The organism is Microlunatus phosphovorus NM-1, from assembly GCF_000270245.1.
Taxonomy (GTDB): domain Bacteria; phylum Actinomycetota; class Actinomycetes; order Propionibacteriales; family Propionibacteriaceae; genus Microlunatus; species Microlunatus phosphovorus.
This window is the reverse complement of sequence record NC_015635.1, coordinates 2,484,439-2,498,989: the sequence shown is the minus strand read 5'-3', so window position 1 is coordinate 2,498,989 and position 14,551 is coordinate 2,484,439. Positions and strand designations below refer to the sequence as shown.

At 67.6% G+C, this 14,551-nt stretch carries 18 protein-coding genes; 8 read left to right on the top strand and 10 right to left on the bottom strand.

What is annotated here, in order from left to right:
• Positions 1–57 precede the first annotated feature (57 nt).
• Together MLP_RS11270 and MLP_RS11265 are read right to left on the bottom strand one after the other, a co-directional pair.
• The gene (locus tag MLP_RS11270; RefSeq protein ID WP_013863218.1) at positions 58–369 is read right to left on the bottom strand and encodes a putative quinol monooxygenase; all 312 of its coding nucleotides are present in this window, start codon (positions 367–369) and stop codon (positions 58–60) included.
• Positions 370–461: 92 nt separating this feature from the next.
• Positions 462–1,436, bottom strand: coding sequence for a PPK2 family polyphosphate kinase (locus MLP_RS11265; RefSeq protein WP_013863217.1), 975 nt, complete (start codon positions 1,434–1,436; stop codon positions 462–464).
• Between MLP_RS11265 and MLP_RS11260 the strand changes: the two genes are divergently transcribed.
• Genes MLP_RS11260 through MLP_RS11250 form a run of 3 tightly spaced genes read left to right on the top strand, consistent with a single transcriptional unit; the run spans position 1,422 to position 2,820 of the window.
• A complete protein-coding gene (locus tag MLP_RS11260; RefSeq protein ID WP_013863216.1) occupies positions 1,422–2,189 on the top strand; it encodes a dihydrofolate reductase family protein in 768 nt (255 codons plus the stop codon). The two genes, MLP_RS11265 and MLP_RS11260, sit on opposite strands and share 15 nt — an antisense overlap.
• Positions 2,190–2,246: 57 nt before the next feature.
• Positions 2,247–2,543: a DUF4160 domain-containing protein gene (locus MLP_RS11255; protein ID WP_013863215.1), complete on the top strand. Its 297-nt coding sequence runs from the start codon at positions 2,247–2,249 to the stop codon at positions 2,541–2,543.
• A complete protein-coding gene (locus MLP_RS11250) occupies positions 2,530–2,820 on the top strand; it encodes a DUF2442 domain-containing protein (RefSeq protein WP_070100470.1) in 291 nt (96 codons plus the stop codon). The genes MLP_RS11255 and MLP_RS11250 overlap by 14 nt, the downstream gene beginning before the upstream one ends.
• A 7-nt stretch (positions 2,821–2,827) precedes the next feature.
• Here MLP_RS11250 and MLP_RS11245 read toward each other — a convergent pair whose 3' ends face one another.
• Genes MLP_RS11245 through MLP_RS11225 form a run of 5 tightly spaced genes read right to left on the bottom strand, consistent with a single transcriptional unit; the run spans position 2,828 to position 8,011 of the window.
• Entirely contained in the window at positions 2,828–3,352 is a 525-nt protein-coding gene (locus MLP_RS11245) for a mycothiol transferase (protein WP_013863213.1), read from the bottom strand.
• A gap of 37 nt (positions 3,353–3,389) precedes the next feature.
• Positions 3,390–4,469, bottom strand: coding sequence for a DNA polymerase domain-containing protein (locus MLP_RS11240; RefSeq protein WP_013863212.1), 1,080 nt, complete (start codon positions 4,467–4,469; stop codon positions 3,390–3,392).
• A gap of 9 nt (positions 4,470–4,478) precedes the next feature.
• Positions 4,479–5,873 (bottom strand): tryptophan-rich sensory protein, encoded by a 1,395-nt coding sequence (locus MLP_RS11235; RefSeq protein ID WP_013863211.1) that lies wholly within the window; start codon positions 5,871–5,873, stop codon positions 4,479–4,481.
• A gap of 3 nt (positions 5,874–5,876) precedes the next feature.
• Positions 5,877–6,644, bottom strand: a complete 768-nt coding sequence (locus tag MLP_RS11230) for a CPBP family intramembrane glutamic endopeptidase (RefSeq protein ID WP_013863210.1) — start codon at positions 6,642–6,644, stop codon at positions 5,877–5,879.
• Positions 6,641–8,011 (bottom strand): cryptochrome/photolyase family protein, encoded by a 1,371-nt coding sequence (locus MLP_RS11225; protein WP_269453393.1) that lies wholly within the window; start codon positions 8,009–8,011, stop codon positions 6,641–6,643. The genes MLP_RS11230 and MLP_RS11225 overlap by 4 nt, the downstream gene beginning before the upstream one ends.
• Positions 8,012–8,288: 277 nt before the next feature.
• Here MLP_RS11225 and erm point away from each other — a divergent pair, with 277 nt between their 5' ends.
• The 5 genes from erm (at position 8,289) to MLP_RS11200 (ending at position 11,128) form a co-directional block, all read left to right on the top strand.
• A complete protein-coding gene (erm, locus tag MLP_RS11220) occupies positions 8,289–9,053 on the top strand; it encodes a 23S ribosomal RNA methyltransferase Erm (RefSeq protein ID WP_013863208.1) in 765 nt (254 codons plus the stop codon).
• Between the two features lie 83 nt (positions 9,054–9,136).
• Positions 9,137–9,598: a peptide-methionine (R)-S-oxide reductase MsrB gene (gene msrB / locus MLP_RS11215; protein ID WP_013863207.1), complete on the top strand. Its 462-nt coding sequence runs from the start codon at positions 9,137–9,139 to the stop codon at positions 9,596–9,598.
• Between the two features lie 32 nt (positions 9,599–9,630).
• On the top strand, positions 9,631–10,419 hold the full coding sequence (locus MLP_RS11210) for a GNAT family N-acetyltransferase (RefSeq protein WP_013863206.1): 789 nt from the start codon (positions 9,631–9,633) through the stop codon (positions 10,417–10,419).
• A gap of 16 nt (positions 10,420–10,435) precedes the next feature.
• Positions 10,436–10,825 carry a tautomerase family protein gene (locus MLP_RS11205; RefSeq protein ID WP_041789962.1) on the top strand — a complete coding sequence of 130 codons (390 nt, stop codon included), beginning with the start codon at positions 10,436–10,438 and terminating at the stop codon, positions 10,823–10,825.
• Positions 10,826–10,870: 45 nt separating this feature from the next.
• The gene (locus tag MLP_RS11200) at positions 10,871–11,128 is read left to right on the top strand and encodes an addiction module protein (RefSeq protein ID WP_013863204.1); all 258 of its coding nucleotides are present in this window, start codon (positions 10,871–10,873) and stop codon (positions 11,126–11,128) included.
• Between the two features lie 198 nt (positions 11,129–11,326).
• Here the strand turns inward: MLP_RS11200 and hemQ are convergent, their stop codons facing one another.
• The 3 genes from hemQ to hemE are packed head-to-tail and all read right to left on the bottom strand — an operon-like array spanning position 11,327 to position 14,531.
• Complete coding sequence (gene hemQ / locus MLP_RS11195; protein WP_013863202.1) at positions 11,327–12,016, bottom strand: hydrogen peroxide-dependent heme synthase; 690 nt, start codon at positions 12,014–12,016, stop codon at positions 11,327–11,329.
• A complete protein-coding gene (gene hemG / locus MLP_RS11190) occupies positions 12,013–13,434 on the bottom strand; it encodes a protoporphyrinogen oxidase (protein WP_013863201.1) in 1,422 nt (473 codons plus the stop codon). The genes hemQ and hemG overlap by 4 nt, the downstream gene beginning before the upstream one ends.
• A 41-nt stretch (positions 13,435–13,475) precedes the next feature.
• Positions 13,476–14,531, bottom strand: coding sequence for a uroporphyrinogen decarboxylase (gene hemE, locus MLP_RS11185; RefSeq protein ID WP_013863200.1), 1,056 nt, complete (start codon positions 14,529–14,531; stop codon positions 13,476–13,478).
• Between the last annotated feature and the right edge of the window lie 20 nt (positions 14,532–14,551).

Below are 14,551 nucleotides of genomic sequence, written 5' to 3'. Positions count from 1 at the left end.
ACGCCTCTCCTCACTCCTCCTCAGCACACCGGCGGGCGGCCCCGGCCGCTCGCACTTCTATTCCGGCAGCTTCTCGTGGAACAGCTGCAGGTCGGAAGGCTGCCTCAGCAGCGGCTCCAGTTCGGCGTTGCCGCGCTGGTTGTGCTCGGAGGCCATGTGAGCGTCCCAGTCGGCCCGTGACCGGAACTTCTCGATCATCACCCAGATGTCGCGATGGTCGTCGATGCCCTGCGTCAGGTGCATGAACTCACAGCCCTCCTCCTGCTGGGAGGCAGCGCGCATCTTGTGCAGCTGGGCCTCCGCCTCGGCGAGCTTGTCGGTCTTGGGATAGATCGTCACCACCAGGAACAGGGGGTTCGGATTGGCCATCTCGTGCCTTCCTTGTCTTGTCAGTACGTGGGTTGCGGGTTTCGCCGACTGCCGAGCGGCAGCGACAAGCATGGGTGGTTGCCGGGGGCACGCTACATCGCGGCGAGGCGCTGCTTCTCCTCTGCGACATCGAAACCGGCCTTCGGCCAGGTCAATCCGAGCGCGCGGAGGTGCTCGTCCAGCAGCGCCGCGACGGCCCAGTTGCGATACCACTTCCGACCGGCCGGAATCACGTACCACGGTGCGGCATCGGTATTGCATCGTTCGAGAGCGTCGGCGTACGCAGCCTGATAGTCCGACCACTTCGCGCGCACGTCGAGGTCACCGGGGTTGTACTTCCAGTGCTTGGTGGGATCGTCCAGCCGCGCCTGCAACCGCCCGAGCTGATCCTCGGGCGTGATGTGCAAGTAGCACTTGATGATCGTCGTGCCGGCATCGGCCAGCTTCTGCTCCCAGTTGTTGATCAAAGCGTAGCGGCGTGACCAGACCTGCTTGGTGGCCAGCTCGTTGACGCGGGCGATCAGCACGTCCTCGTACTGTGAGCGATCGAAGATGCCGATCATCCCCGGCCCAGGCAGGGCGTTGGTGATCCGCCACAGGAACGGGTGCTGGCGCTCCTCGGCGGTTGGCGCCTTGAACGAGGTGATCTTGACGCCCTGCGGGTCGACCAGACCGATGGCATGCCGGATGATCCCGCCCTTGCCGGACGTGTCCATGCCCTGCAGGATCACCAGCACATTCCGTGCCGAGTCCCCCGAGCGACCGTTGGCGAACAGACACTCCTGGCGGTCGGCCAGCGAGGTCCCCAGCTGATCCATCAGTGCGGGGACGTGATCCTTGCCCAATCCCGGAAACCCGGGGGTGGCCCTGCTGTCCAGGGCGGCGAGATCGACCGGCCCGGCCGGCAACCGCAGGACCTCGCTCAGCGTCTGCTTCGGCGGCGGCTCCGGTGGATGCACGGGTGCAGCCGCCACGCCTTTGTGCTTCTTCGACTTCTTCGAGGCCACGCGGGCATTCTGCCGTACGCCGGTCCCGGGTGTCAGGATGGGCTGGTGCGCCTGCTTCATCACGCGGACCCTCGACCATCCGCCGAGCTCAGCCGAGCAGACCTGATCGATCTCTATCGCTGGCCCGAAGGCGGCTCCGGACCGGTCGTCCGGAGCAACTTCGTCTCGACCCTCGACGGATCGGTGCAGGGTCTGGACGGGCGCTCCGGATCGATCAACACCGAGAGCGACCACGAGATCTTCGCGCTTCTCCGGGCGTTGTCGGACGTGATCATGGTGGGTGCCGGGACTATCCGCGCCGAGGGCTATCAGGCCGTGGATCTGCAACCGTGGCAGCGATCCATCAGGTCGGCCGAAGGCCTCGCACCCTTCCCGATCCTGGTGGTGGTCACCAGGTCGCTCCACCTCGATCCGGCGTTCGCGGCGCCACCCGTCGAGCACGGTCCGGTGATCGTGGTGACCAGCGGGGACCATGAGCCGGGCACGATCGAACCGCTCCGTGACGCGGGCGCGGAGGTGCTGCAGGTGCCAGGACCGACCGTCAACCTCGGCTGGGTGCTGGATTCGCTCGCCGCGCGGGGCGAGCGTCGGATCCTGACCGAGGGCGGCCCCAGCCTGCACCGTGATCTGCTGGCTGCCGGACTGGTCGACCGGCTCTCCCTCACCCTGGCCCCCAGCGTCGTCGGCGGTGTCGGGCACCGCTCCACTGCCGGGGCCGCGTTGCCCGAGCGCGCCGACTTCGACCTGGACTTCGTGCTGCTCGCCGACGACCAGACCCTGTTCACCAACTACCGGCGTCAGGTTGCTGACTGACGTCAGGGCGGTGCGTCGCCGAGATCTCGTGTCAGCGGCGGGCCCTAGGCTCGGCCCGTGACGCCTATCTGGTACGACGGCGGCGAGTTCAAGCTCTACTTCTACAGCCGCGAGGAGCACCGCCTTCCGCATGTCGCCGTGATGGCTGGACGCCGACGGCTTGCGACGGTGGCTGTCGAGACCGGGGAGATTCTCGCCGGCTCACTGACTGCCCAGCAGCATCGGAAGATCAAGAAACTCCTAGCGCGCCACGCGGACTCGGCGGTCGCTGCATTCGAGGCAGCGCTGCGGCAGGAACCGATCGCTAGACTGGATCGAGATCTGAGGGTGGTGACAAGAGATGAGTTCAGCTGACGTCTCAGCGAGAGTCGATCCCTACTTGGTGTTGGTGACCGACGTGCGCGTGCTCGGGCGCTACGTGCTCGAGCTGACCTTTGACACCGGTGAGACCAAGATCCTCGACATGGAGCCTTTGATGTGGGGGCCGGTCTTCCAACCGGTCCTCGTCGACTACAACCTCTTCTGCCAGGTCGCGGTCGATCACGAGGCGGGGACGATCTCGTGGCCCACCGGTGCCGATTGGGCCCCCGATGAGCTCTACCTCAAGTCAAAAGCAGCCGTGCCGGCCTGAGGTCCCTTCAGCGATTGTGTGATCCGAGCTCGACCACGATGTCCAGGTGCCCTGCGTGGCGCGCATACTCAGCCAAGACATGGAAGCAGATCCACTCGAGGGTTGGTGGGTCGGCGTCGAATCGGCCGCCGAGGCTCGCCACGGTGTCGAGGGGATGACTCGCGAGGATCTCCCGCGTTCTCTTTCCGATCTCCTGGAGTCGGTTGGCGAGCTGCTCGCCGGTGACAGCCGACGGCACCTGCCAGTGAGCCCGATTCGCCGCAGTCGGATCTGATACGTCCCAATCGCCCCACGGATCGTCGACGGGCTCCCCGAGGAAGCCCCAGATGAACCATCGCTGCTCCATGTGCAGCACGTGGGACAACAACTCCAGCGGACTCCAGCCCGAAGGCACGCGCGGGAGACGTCTCTCGATCGGAGACAGACGCAGTGTGCCGCGAATGACGTCCATCCGCACCCAGTCGAGGTAGTCGGCCCACCGCTGCGCACCCGGCACGCCCGACTTCGGTGGTTCGCCCGAGTTCCTGGCCATTCGGCGATCTTCGGTTCCCACGTCCGTCAACTTAGTGTCATCCGATCCGATTGCCGTCCTCGTCCCAGTGGCTCGCGACCTTCTTGCTCGGCTGCACGCGAGGCGGTTCGCCCGGCATCTTCGGATAGTCCGGCGGGAAGTTCAGCTCGCCCCCTGGCAGGGTCTCCCAGAGCTGCAGCAACGGCTCGAGCGGATAGGCGACCTCGTCCATGTCCGCCCACGGATCCCCGTCGGCCAGGTAATCCGGGACCGTGGTCAGGTTGAACTCACGCGGATCGGTGATCTCGGCCAGCCGCTCCCAGGTCATCGGCGTGCTGACCGGGGCCCCAGGTCGGGCCCGCAGACTCCAGGCGCTCGCGATGGTGCGATCCCGGTTGTTCTGGTTGAAGTCGATGAAGATCCGCTGGCCCCGTTCCTCCTTCCACCAATTCGTGGTCACTCCGCCGTCTCGCCGTTCCAGCTCACGGCCGAAGCCGATGGCGGCGTGACGTACGTCCTCGAAGGTGTGGTCGGGCTGGATCCGTACGTAGATGTGGATGCCTCGATTGCCGCTGGTCTTCGGATAGCCGCGCATCCCGAGCTCCTCGAGCAGTTCCCGGGCAACACCTGCGATCCGTTGTGCATCGGCGAAGGTGGTGCCGGGCTGCGGGTCGAGATCCAGCCGAAGCTCGTCGGGGTGGTCGACGTCGGGGCGACGTACCGGCCAGGGATGGAAGGTCAGGGCACCCATCTGTGCCGCCCAGACCAAGGCCGCCGGCTCCGTCGGACACAACTCGTCGGCGGTCCGGCCGCTGGGAAAGGTGACCTTGACGGTCTCGACGAAATCGGGTGCGCCCTTGGGCAGCCGCTTCTGATAGAAGCCGTCAGCTTCGCGGTCCTGAGTACCGATCGCCAGTCGCATCCCCTCGCGCCAGCCGTCGGGCCACCGTTCCATCGCGGTCGGACGTTCACCGAGGGCACGCATCAGCGGCTCTCCAACAGCTGCGAAATATTCGCAGACCTGGAGCTTCGTGACCGCGGGAGTGCGCTCGGTCGCCTCATAGATGATCCGGTCAGGACTGGAGACCCGTACCTCGCGCTCCCCTGCCGTCACGGTCGCCGCTGCGCTCTTCGCCATAGCGCCACGCTAATGCCGCCGGTTGAGCCTGGCGACCGCACCGGAAAGGACCGTCGCGAAGCCGGTCCATCCGGCGTACGCACCCAGGGCGGTCGCCTTGCCGGGCCCGGTCGCGGCGGCCCGCCGAGCGAGATCCGTCGACGACGCGGCGAGCAGCGCCGACCACAGCGTGGCGAGCGGCAACCGGTGCAGCCGGAAGAACACCACGCTCCAGCCGGAGTTCAGAGCCAGGTTGACGGTCAGCGCCCTCCAGAAGGCCGCCGCATCGGCCTCGCGCCCCTGGTCCTCCAGTTCGGCGATCGTCGCCGTGGCAGCCACGGTGATGGCGGCGTACAACGAGGTCCAGACAACCGGGAAGGCTGCCGGCGGCGGCTGCCAGCGCGGCTTGCGGAGCCGGCGATACCAGCTGGAGTCCGGTGTCGTCGCGACCGAGCCGACGACCGCGCAGGCGGCCACCGCCGCGCCGACCTGGAGCACTGTGCGACTCCAGCGCTTCGGGTCGGTCCCGGCGAGCGCGCACCGTACCGCCTTGTCGTAGCCGAGCAGGCCGCCGGCCGGATCGCCGAGCAACCGGGACGCGTCGCCGTCTCGTCGCACGGCCTCGTGGATCAGGCTGCCGACGAGGGGCTTGGCGACCCCGGCGGCCACGGGCGTGACCAGACCGACCCAGTGGGAGGCGAGCCACGGTGTCAGCACTGGGACCGTCGCCACCAGCCGAGGCGCCAGACCGGCGAGCCGGGCATACCGCTGCATCATCTCGGCATAGGTGAGCACCTCGTCCATACCGATGTCGATCGTGCGATTGACTTCGGGAGCCAACTCAGCCGCCCGGACGAGGTAGTGCACGGCATCGTCGACGGCGATGGGTTGGATCCGGTTCTGCAGCCACTTCGGGCCGACCATGACCGGCAGCCGCTCGGTGAGATGGCGCAGCATCGCGAAGGACGCCGAGTCCGCGCCGAGCACCACTCCCGCCTGCAGCACCGCGGTGGGAACGCCGGATGCCAGCAGGATCTCCCCCACCTCTACCCGAGACGCCAGGTGCGGCGAGAGAGGCCCGTCGGGATGGAGCCCGCCGAGATAGACCAGCCTGCCGACGTCGGCGGCTCCGGCGGCAGCCGCGAACCCGTGGGCCAGCCGGCGATCGCGCTCGACGAAATCGCCGTCAGCGTCCATCGAGTGCAGCAGGTAGTACGCGACCTCGACCCCATCGAGCGCTCGACGCAGCACCTCAGGATCCGCGGCGTCGCCCTCGACGACCTCGACCCGTTCGTGCCAGGCGCTGTCGAGCTTGTCGGGGCTGCGAGACAACACCCGGACCTGCCAGCCGGCGTCCAGCAGCGCGGGGACGAGCCGGGATCCGACCGCACCGGTGGCACCGGTAACGAGAGCCGTACGAGACATCTGTCAGCCTCCTAGGTCGAGGACCGGGCCGAGCAGCAGGAGCATGCCCAGTGACCAGGTCAGATGTGAGGTGATGGGGCCGGCCACACCCCCGGTGACGCGCCGCTGCGCGGCAGTCAGCAGGCCCAGGCACGCAGCCGCGAAAGTGAGCAGCGGCACCCCGGAGAACAGAGTCGACGCGGCATATGACACCGTCGAGCCCACCAGGTTGAAGCGCCGGGAGAAGGCCGCGAAGACCGCCCCACGGAAGAACAGCTCCTCGGCAATGCCGCCCACCACGGTCACCAGCGCGACGAGCCCCAGCGATCCGTGACGGACATGGTCGAGGAGCTGTTCGACGGGGGTTCGCAGCAGCGGAATCCGGGCAATCACGAATGCGCCAGCCAAGAAGACGGCGAGCAGCATGGCGCCGAGGATGAACCCTTGCAGGACTCCCCGGCTGGTGGTTCCGGCCCGGGTTCGACCGCGTCCCAGGTGCAGCGGCCCAGAGACCAGGGCGCCCACGATCCACACCCCGGCGACCCCCAAAGAAGCGAGATAGAAGCGCGGGTCGCCGGGCGGGATCGCCAGCGCCAGACCCAGCGCGATCGTGCCGAGGACAACCGTGGCCGCCACCACGATCAGTCGCCGCAGCCGCTGTGCCGGTGTCTCGTCATAGTTTCGCTCCGTCGGCTGAAGCAGCGCCGCGTCGAAGAAGGCTCGGACCTCTGCGACGGGGCCACGTCGCACCGGCTCGCGGCCCGGCGAATCCGAGCGATTGCGCTCAGTCATCGGCTGTTGCCACCACGAGCAGCTTCGTATCGGGCGAGTGCTCCACGGCGCTCGTCGGCGTGGTCGACGACCCGCTGCGGATAGCCATGGGCGTAGCCGTCATCCTGCTTCCACGGCTCGTGGGCAGCCGCACCGCAGAGGTGGCGAAGCTCGGGGATCCAGCGACGTACGTAGTCAGCGTGCGGGTCGAACTTCACTCCCTGCAGCACTGGGTTGAACACCCGGAAGTAGGGCGCAGCGTCAGTCCCGGTGCCGGCGGTCCACTGCCAGCCGTGGGTGTTGGAGGCGAGATCGCCGTCGATGAGATGGTCCAGGAACCAGCGGGCACCCAGCGGCCACCAGACGTGTAGATCCTTGGTGAGGAAGCTGGCCGTGACCATCCGGACCCGATTGTGCATCCAGCCGAGGGCGAGCAGTTGACGCATTCCCGCGTCCACCAAGGGATAGCCGGTCCGTCCTTGCTGCCAGGCTTCGACCAGCTGTGGATCCTCCTCGTACGCCATTCCCGTCAGGCCATCGCGCAGATCGGCGTCGAGACTGCCCGGATGATGATGCAGGACATCGGCATAGAACTCGCGCCAGGCGAGCTCGGTGATCAACCGGTCCGCGCCCGCACCGCGACAGTCTGCCAAGTCGGCCAGCAGCGTTCGTGGATGCAGCACCCCGAACTTGAGGTACGGCGACAGCCGCGACGTGTGGTCCAGATCGGGCCGGTCGCGGTGTGCGGCATAGCCCTGCAGTCCATCGCTCAGGAACGTCCGCCACCGAGCCAGGGCGGCCGCCTCCCCCGCCGGCGGCAGCTCGGGCACACCTTTCCGGGCAAGCGCGCACTCTAGGATCGCCCACGGCTCGGGACCGCTCGCTGCGTCGGCCAGTTGGAGCGAAGCCGGTTCCTCCGCCGGAGCCCGCCAGCCGTGGTCGCGCCATGCCCGGGCGAACGGGGTGAAGACGGCGAACGGATCGCCGGCCTTGTTCCGCACTCGGCCGGGAGTCACCGCGTACGGGCTGCCGGTCTCGACCCACTCGACGCCGACCTCGGCCAACGCTGCCCGGACCCGAGCGTCCCGAGCCGCTCCGAAAGGCTGGGTCTCAGTGCTGACATGGACAGCGGTCGCACCATGTTCCTGCGCGAATCCGGGGAGAACGTCGACGGGATCACCGTGCAGCAACGTGAGTCGGCCCTGGTAGGTCTCGCGCAAGGCGAGCAGATTCGCCGCCAGCCACGCCTGCCGTGCCGGCCCGGCACGATCGAAGATGGCTGGGTCGAGCACGAAACAGACGATGACCTGACCACCGCCGGCACCCTCGTGTGCGGCGGCCAGCAAGGGCAGATCCGCTCGCCGCAGGTCGCGACGAAGCCAGACGATCGCTGATGCGTCGGCGGGAATGCGCTCTCACCTCTGTTCGCAAGCTAGCGTGTTCAAGGTTTGTTCAATGTTGGCCCCTTGAACGGTAGCCAGGGATTCCCCAGCAGGCAAGAAGCCCGGCTATGGTTTGACCGTGGGTATCTTCGCGACCATAGAGCGGATCCGCGGCCGGTAACGGCGCGGATCACCACTTCAACCTCGCATTCGCGCCGCCACTCGGCATCTGCCGGGCGGCGTTTTGTGCTGCCCGGCTCCCTTCACACTCACAGGAGTCGTCATGCACCAATCCCGTCTCGGTCGGCAGGAGTTCGGCCAGAACTTTCTCGTCGATACCAGGGTCATCGACCACATCGTGGGCCTCGTCGCAGAGCGACCCGGTCCGATCGTGGAGTGGGGCACCGGCAACGGCGCCCTCACGTTGGGCCTGGACCGGCTCGGCCGCCGTCTCGAGGGCATCGAGATCGATCCCCGTCGTGTCCAGGAGCTCAAGCGGAAGGTCGGTCCCCACGTTTGCATCTCGGAGGGTGACATCCTCCGGCACGCGCCGCCAGCCGGTGCTGTCCTGGTGTCGAACATCCCGTTTCACCTGACCACACCCATTCTCCGACATCTTCTCCGATCGCGACGCTGGACCGATGCCGTGCTCGTCACGCAATGGGAGGTCGCCCGTAAACGCGCTGGTGTCGGCGGGGCAACCCAGCTGACGGCGCAGTGGTGGCCCTGGTACGAATTTGCGCTCGACCAGCGCATTCCCTCCACAGCTTTCCGCCCGCGGCCCTCGATCGATGCGGGGCTGCTCCTCATCCATCGACGCAGCGAGCCTTTGCTTCCGGAGCAGAAGCAGCGGAGCTACCAAGCCTGGGTGGCACGTGTCTTCAGCAGCCGAGGCCGCGGAATCGTCGAGATTCTGCGGCGCAATGGCGTACCGCGTCGCATCGCAGCCGACCTGGTCCGAAGGGAGCGAAACCGCCCGGTGGCACTGGCGCGTGACCTGCTTGCGGAGGACTGGGCAACCGCCTATCGATCGGCGCAGGGCAGCTGACCACTCCCGCAGTGAGGACATCGACCCCGTGGAACACCCGCTGGGACGGCGGTGTTGAGTGGGTCGCAAGCACAGGAGGAACCATGACCGAGAACAATCCAACAACGCCCGGGTCGACGACCACCGATCCGGCGAGCGCGGTAGGCAAGATCGTCAAGTCCGAAGCGGAGTGGCGGGCGCAGCTGACGCCGTTCGAATACAAGGTGCTGCGTGAGGCGGGCACCGAGCGCGCCTTCACCGGTGAATACACCGACACGACCTCCCAGGGGGTGTACCGGTGCCGCGCCTGTGGCACCGAGCTCTTCCGCAGTGACCAGAAGTTCTCCTCGCATTGCGGCTGGCCTTCGTTCTTCGCACCGTTGGCCGAGGACCGGGTCCGCTACATCGAAGATGACAGCCACTTCATGAAGCGGGTCGAGGTGCGTTGTGCGGCCTGCGACTCTCATCTGGGGCATGTGTTCGAGGGCGAGGGCTACGACACCCCGACCGATCTGCGCTACTGCATCAACTCCGTCTCGTTGACGCTCGAGCCGAAAACCAGCTGAGCAGCCGATCCGAGCATGGCAGGCTGGCTCCGATGTCCACCACTGCCGACTATCTCGCCGCCTACGACGCCCAACTGCGCACCGAGGCGGCGAGTGCGATCGCTGTCACCCGCCTCGGACCGTTGTATCTGGCGACGTACCTCGGCGGGCGCGGCTGGATCACCTACGGGGCACTCGACGATGACGAAGGCACGGCCATCGCTGGGCTGGTCCCCGCGGCCCTCACGCACTTCGGCAGCGACTCCGAGATAGCCCGGGTCGAGTGGAAGACCCGCGATCACGACCACGCGCCGGGACTGCACGAAGCCCTGGTGCGGCACGGGTTCGTGGCCGGTGAACCGGAGTCGATCATGATCGGCGAGGCCCAACTGCTGGCGGTCGATGCGCCCTTACCGGCAGGCGTGTCACTACGCCGAGTGACGAGTGAGTCAGACGTACGCGCCATGTGTGCAATGGAGAGCGTCGTGTTCGACGAGAGCGAGGACATGTCCGACGAGATGGCCGAGCAGCTGCTGCATCGGCTGTCCCTCGACGACGGGATGGAGCTCTGGGTAGCCGAGGCGGACGGCGCGATCGTGTCGGCCGGCCGCCTCGAGCCGGTTGCCGGCACGGACTTCGCCGGCATCTGGGGCGGGGGAACCCTGCCGCAATGGCGGCATCAAGGCATCTATCGCGCCCTGACCGCAGCCCGAGCTCGATCGGCGCTGAGCCTGGGCAAGACTCTGATCCAGAGTGACTCGACCGAGTTCTCCCGGCCGATCCTGGAGCGGGCCGGACTGGTCAAGGTCTCCACGACGACGCCGTACGAGTGGCGTCGCTGAGCTAGGCTCCGCGAGCGTGGCACAAGTCGTGGTCTGGGGTCTGCGTGGTCAACTCGAATCGCGCCGGACCGTCTTGTCCGATGCGATCCACGCGGCGGTGATGTCGGCGCTGGACTATCCGGCCGAAAAGCGGTTCCACCGGTTCGTCGGTCTGGAGCCCGAGGACTTCGTCTACCCACCCGACCGCGGTGCCGACTACATCGTCATCGAGATCTCGATGTTCGCTGGGCGTTCCGAGCAAGCCAAACGCCGGCTGATCGCCGAATTGTTCCGCCGGATCGCCGACGAGGTGGGTATCGCCCCGCACAGCGTCGAGATCACCATCACCGAGACTCCCCAAGTGAACTGGGGCATCCGCGGCCAGAACGCCGCCGACCTCGCGCTCAACTATTCCGTGGAGGTGTAGCTGGGGGATCTGGTTGACGTCCATCCACAGCCGTACACTCGCTGCATGGCACCGGATGTGGCGGAGGTACTCGAGACCGCAAAGCTACTCAAACGCGATCAGATTGCAGATCTCGCGTACGCCTTGCTTCGTGTGCTCGATGACGACGACGACATGTCGGACGACCAGGAGCAGGCTGCGGCGGCGTGGCGTGCAGAATATCGCCGACGTATCGACGACATCGAGCACGGCAAGGTTCAGCCGGTCAGTCACGAGGACACCGTCACGGCGGCGCGCACCATGCTCGCAGCGCGGCGGAAGTGACGTACGTCGCCGACGACCATCCCGAGGCTCACGCAGAGTACCTTCAGGCCGTCGCCTTCTATGATGGGAAGGCGTCGGACTCGGCGACGAGTTGATCGACCGCTTCGAGGATGCGATCCGAGAGATTCTCAGCGATCCGGAATCATGGCCGCAGGTGCCGGACTGGAACGGCAAGCCGACACCAAACCTTTCCCACAATCACCAGGAAGCGACGATCTCCGCCAACTCCCGGCGCCGGCCTGTGTAGAAGGGGACCTCTTCACGGGTGTGGCGGCGCGCGGCGGCGGCACGCAGAGCGCGCATCAGGTCGACGATTCGATGCAGTTCGTCGGCCTCGAACGCGAGCATCCACTCATAGTCGCCGAGGGCGAACGACGACACCGTGTTGGCGCGGACGTCCGGATAGGGCCGGGCCATCATGCCGTGCTCGGCGAGCATCGCGCGGCGCTCTTCGTCGGGCAGCAGATACCACTCGTACGAGCGCACGAACGGGTAGACGCAGACGTGCGCCTTGGCCTCCTCGTCCTGCATGAAGGCGGGCACGTGACCCTTGTTGAACTCGGCCGGCCGGTGCAGCGCGAGCTGGGACCAGACCGGCACCAGGCGCTGGCCGAGGTCCGAGCGGCGCAGCGCGTGATAGGCGTCCTGCAGCGTCTCCGAGGTGGGCGCATGCCACCACACCATCAGGTCGGCGTCGGCCCGCAAACCTGCAACGTCATACCAGCCGCGGATCGTCAGGTCACCGCCCTCGGTCGCTTCGTTGACCGCCGACCATGCCGACTCGGCGATCTCCACAGGCGACCCGCTCAGTGATTGCTGCGACCGGTCGTAGCGGAACACCGACCACATCGTGTATCGGATGGTGTTGTTGATCTCGCGCGCCTTCATGCCTTCCTTCCTATCGTTCCTTCGTCGGCTTCGGCACACAGGTCGGCTGTGATCTTGCTCGCGGCCACGTCGGCCGAGCCCAGGCAGGCGGCGATCCCGACACCGTCGTACGCCGCGCCGCACACCGCCAGCCCGGACCAGGACGTCAGCTCCTCATACAGCCGTGCCACCTGGTCGCGATGGCCGACTTCGTACTGCGGCAGGCCGCCGCCCCAGCGCTGCACCGTGCTCGCCGCGACCTCCAGTCCGGACCAATCCGGCAGGCTACGCAGCTCCGCCACCGTCCGATCGGTCAGCTCACGGTCGCCGAGTTGCAGCAGCCGCTCCTCGCCCTGCCTGCCGACACTCGCCCGGATGATCTGCACCCCGGGACCGAGCGCCCGCTCGGCCGACTCGGCGACCCAACGCCATTTGACAGAGGAATGGGTGACCGCCTTGATCGTGGGCAGTTCGCCGGGCGGAACAAGCAGCCCGGAACCCACTGGCTCGACACCCCGCACGGCCAGCGCGACCACGGCCATCGACGCGTAGGGAATCCGACCGAGCCAGGCCGCCGAGTCGACCACCCCGGCCAGCAGCCGAGCAGTCGGCTTCGCGGGTGTCGCCAGCACCACCGCCGGCGCCGTGATCTCCTGCGCGTCCCGGGTGGATCCGATCGTGAGTCGATAACCGCCGCTCACTGGCACCAATGCCCTCGCCGGCGAATGTCGGATCTCGACCCCGCGCGCCTGCAACTCGGTGGCCAGCGCGTCCACCAGCCCGGCGATGCCTCCCGACAACCCACCGAACACCGGTCCCTCCCCCGGTCGTCGGCTGGCGGCGGCATGACCGCTCAGCGAACCGCCGGAGCGCGCCCGCTCGAACAGTGTCGGGTTGACCGCCGCGAACGACAGGCGACGCGCATGACCTGCGTACACCCCGCCCAGCAGGGGCTCCAGCAGCCGGTCGGTCACCTCCGGCCCGAACCGCTCGTCGACCAACTCACCGATCGCAAGATCGGCCGGCAACGGTGGCGCGGGAACCGAGGGCTCACGCAGCGCTCGGGCGAAGCCGGCCGGACTGAGCAGGTTGGACAACACGTCGAGTTCCCCCGGCACGCCCATGACCGAGGGCGGCAGGCCCACCGCCTGCCCGTCGACATAGACCCGCGGCTTTGCCTCGGTGGGATGCACCAGCTGCGCATCCAGGCCGAGCGAGGAGATCAGCGCCGGAGCCTCCGGTCGGCGGACGAGGATCGACTCCGCTCCGACGTCGACCCGCAGCCCGGCCGCCAGCTGGCTGGCGGCCAGCTTGCCACCCAGCCGCGGCGAGCCCTCCAGCAGCAGAACCCGATGACCGGCAGCCGACAGTCGTCGTGCCGCGGCCAGTCCGGCGATACCGGCGCCGACCACGACGACCTCCGGCTGCCGTCTGGTCACCGGCCTGCCAGTCACCTGTCGTCTGGTCATCCGTTGTTCAGTCACTCGACGGCGCGGCGGATCTCTGGGCCCTCGTCGTGGACGAGGTCGACGATCCGCTCCAGGACAGCGGGATCCGTGCCCGGCGGCACCCCGTGTCCGAGATTGAAGATGTGCCCCGGAGCTGCGGCGCCGGCAGCGATCACCGCGCGGGTACGCTCGGCGACCACCGGCCACGGCGCGCCCAACAGCGCCGGATCCAGATTGCCCTGCACCGCATAGCGATGTCCCAGTCTGGCCGACGCCTCGTCCAGCGGGATCCGCCAGTCCACCCCGACCACCTCCGCACCGGCCGTCCCCATCAGGGTCAGCAGCTCACCGGTGCCGACCCCGAAGTGGATCCGCGGTACGCGGTACTGCCCGATCGTCTCCAGCACCTCGGCGGAGTGCGGCAGCACCGAGGCTCGGTAGTCGGCCGCGCTCAGGCTGCCCACCCACGAGTCGAACAGCTGGACCGCCCGGGCCCCGGCGGTGACCTGGGCGGTGAGGAAGGTCGCCGAGATCTGCGCCAGTCGGCTGCAGAGGTCGTGCCACACCTCCGGCTCCGACACCATCAGTGCCTTGGTCTTCGCGTAGTCCTTGCTCGGCCCGCCTTCGACCAGATAGCTGGCCAGGGTGAACGGCGCGCCCGCGAACCCGATCAGCGGGGTCTCCCCCAACTCGGCGACCAGCAGCCGGACCGCCTCGGTCACGTACGGCAGCTGCTCGACCGTCAATGGGCGGATCCGTTGCACGTCGGCCGCGGAGCGGATCGGCTCCGCGATCACCGGCCCGGTGCCGGGCACGATGTCGAGCTCGATGCCGGCAGCCTTCAGCGGGACCATGATGTCGGAATAGAAGATGGCGGCATCGACGCCATACCGCCGGACCGGCTGCAGGGTGATCTCGGTGACCAGTTCGGGCCGGGCACAACTGTCCAGCATCGAGATCCCGGCGCGGACCTGCCGGTATTCCGGCAGCGACCGACCGGCCTGCCGCATGAACCAGACCGGCACCCGGTCGTCGCTCTGTTGCCGACAGGTGGCCAGGAAAGGACTCTCGACGGTGGGTGCGGACACGGCGCCGATCTTTCCATGTG

Excerpts from the sequence above, each read along its gene's own strand:
- MLP_RS11265 (WP_013863217.1), bottom strand. The coding sequence starts at position 1,436 with ATGAAGCAGGCGCACCAGCCCATCCTGACACCCGGGACCGGCGTACGG.
- MLP_RS11245 (WP_013863213.1), bottom strand. The coding sequence starts at position 3,352 with ATGGCCAGGAACTCGGGCGAACCACCGAAGTCGGGCGTGCCGGGTGCG.
- MLP_RS11230 (WP_013863210.1), bottom strand. The coding sequence starts at position 6,644 with ATGACTGAGCGCAATCGCTCGGATTCGCCGGGCCGCGAGCCGGTGCGA.
- MLP_RS11250 (WP_070100470.1), top strand. The coding sequence starts at position 2,530 with ATGAGTTCAGCTGACGTCTCAGCGAGAGTCGATCCCTACTTGGTGTTG.
- erm (WP_013863208.1), top strand. The coding sequence starts at position 8,289 with ATGCACCAATCCCGTCTCGGTCGGCAGGAGTTCGGCCAGAACTTTCTC.
- hemQ (WP_013863202.1), bottom strand. The coding sequence starts at position 12,016 with ATGAAGGCGCGCGAGATCAACAACACCATCCGATACACGATGTGGTCG.
- MLP_RS11270 (WP_013863218.1), bottom strand. The coding sequence starts at position 369 with ATGGCCAATCCGAACCCCCTGTTCCTGGTGGTGACGATCTATCCCAAG.
- MLP_RS11235 (WP_013863211.1), bottom strand. The coding sequence starts at position 5,873 with ATGTCTCGTACGGCTCTCGTTACCGGTGCCACCGGTGCGGTCGGATCC.
- MLP_RS11200 (WP_013863204.1), top strand. The coding sequence starts at position 10,871 with ATGGCACCGGATGTGGCGGAGGTACTCGAGACCGCAAAGCTACTCAAA.
- MLP_RS11240 (WP_013863212.1), bottom strand. The coding sequence starts at position 4,469 with ATGGCGAAGAGCGCAGCGGCGACCGTGACGGCAGGGGAGCGCGAGGTA.
- MLP_RS11210 (WP_013863206.1), top strand. The coding sequence starts at position 9,631 with ATGTCCACCACTGCCGACTATCTCGCCGCCTACGACGCCCAACTGCGC.
- msrB (WP_013863207.1), top strand. The coding sequence starts at position 9,137 with ATGACCGAGAACAATCCAACAACGCCCGGGTCGACGACCACCGATCCG.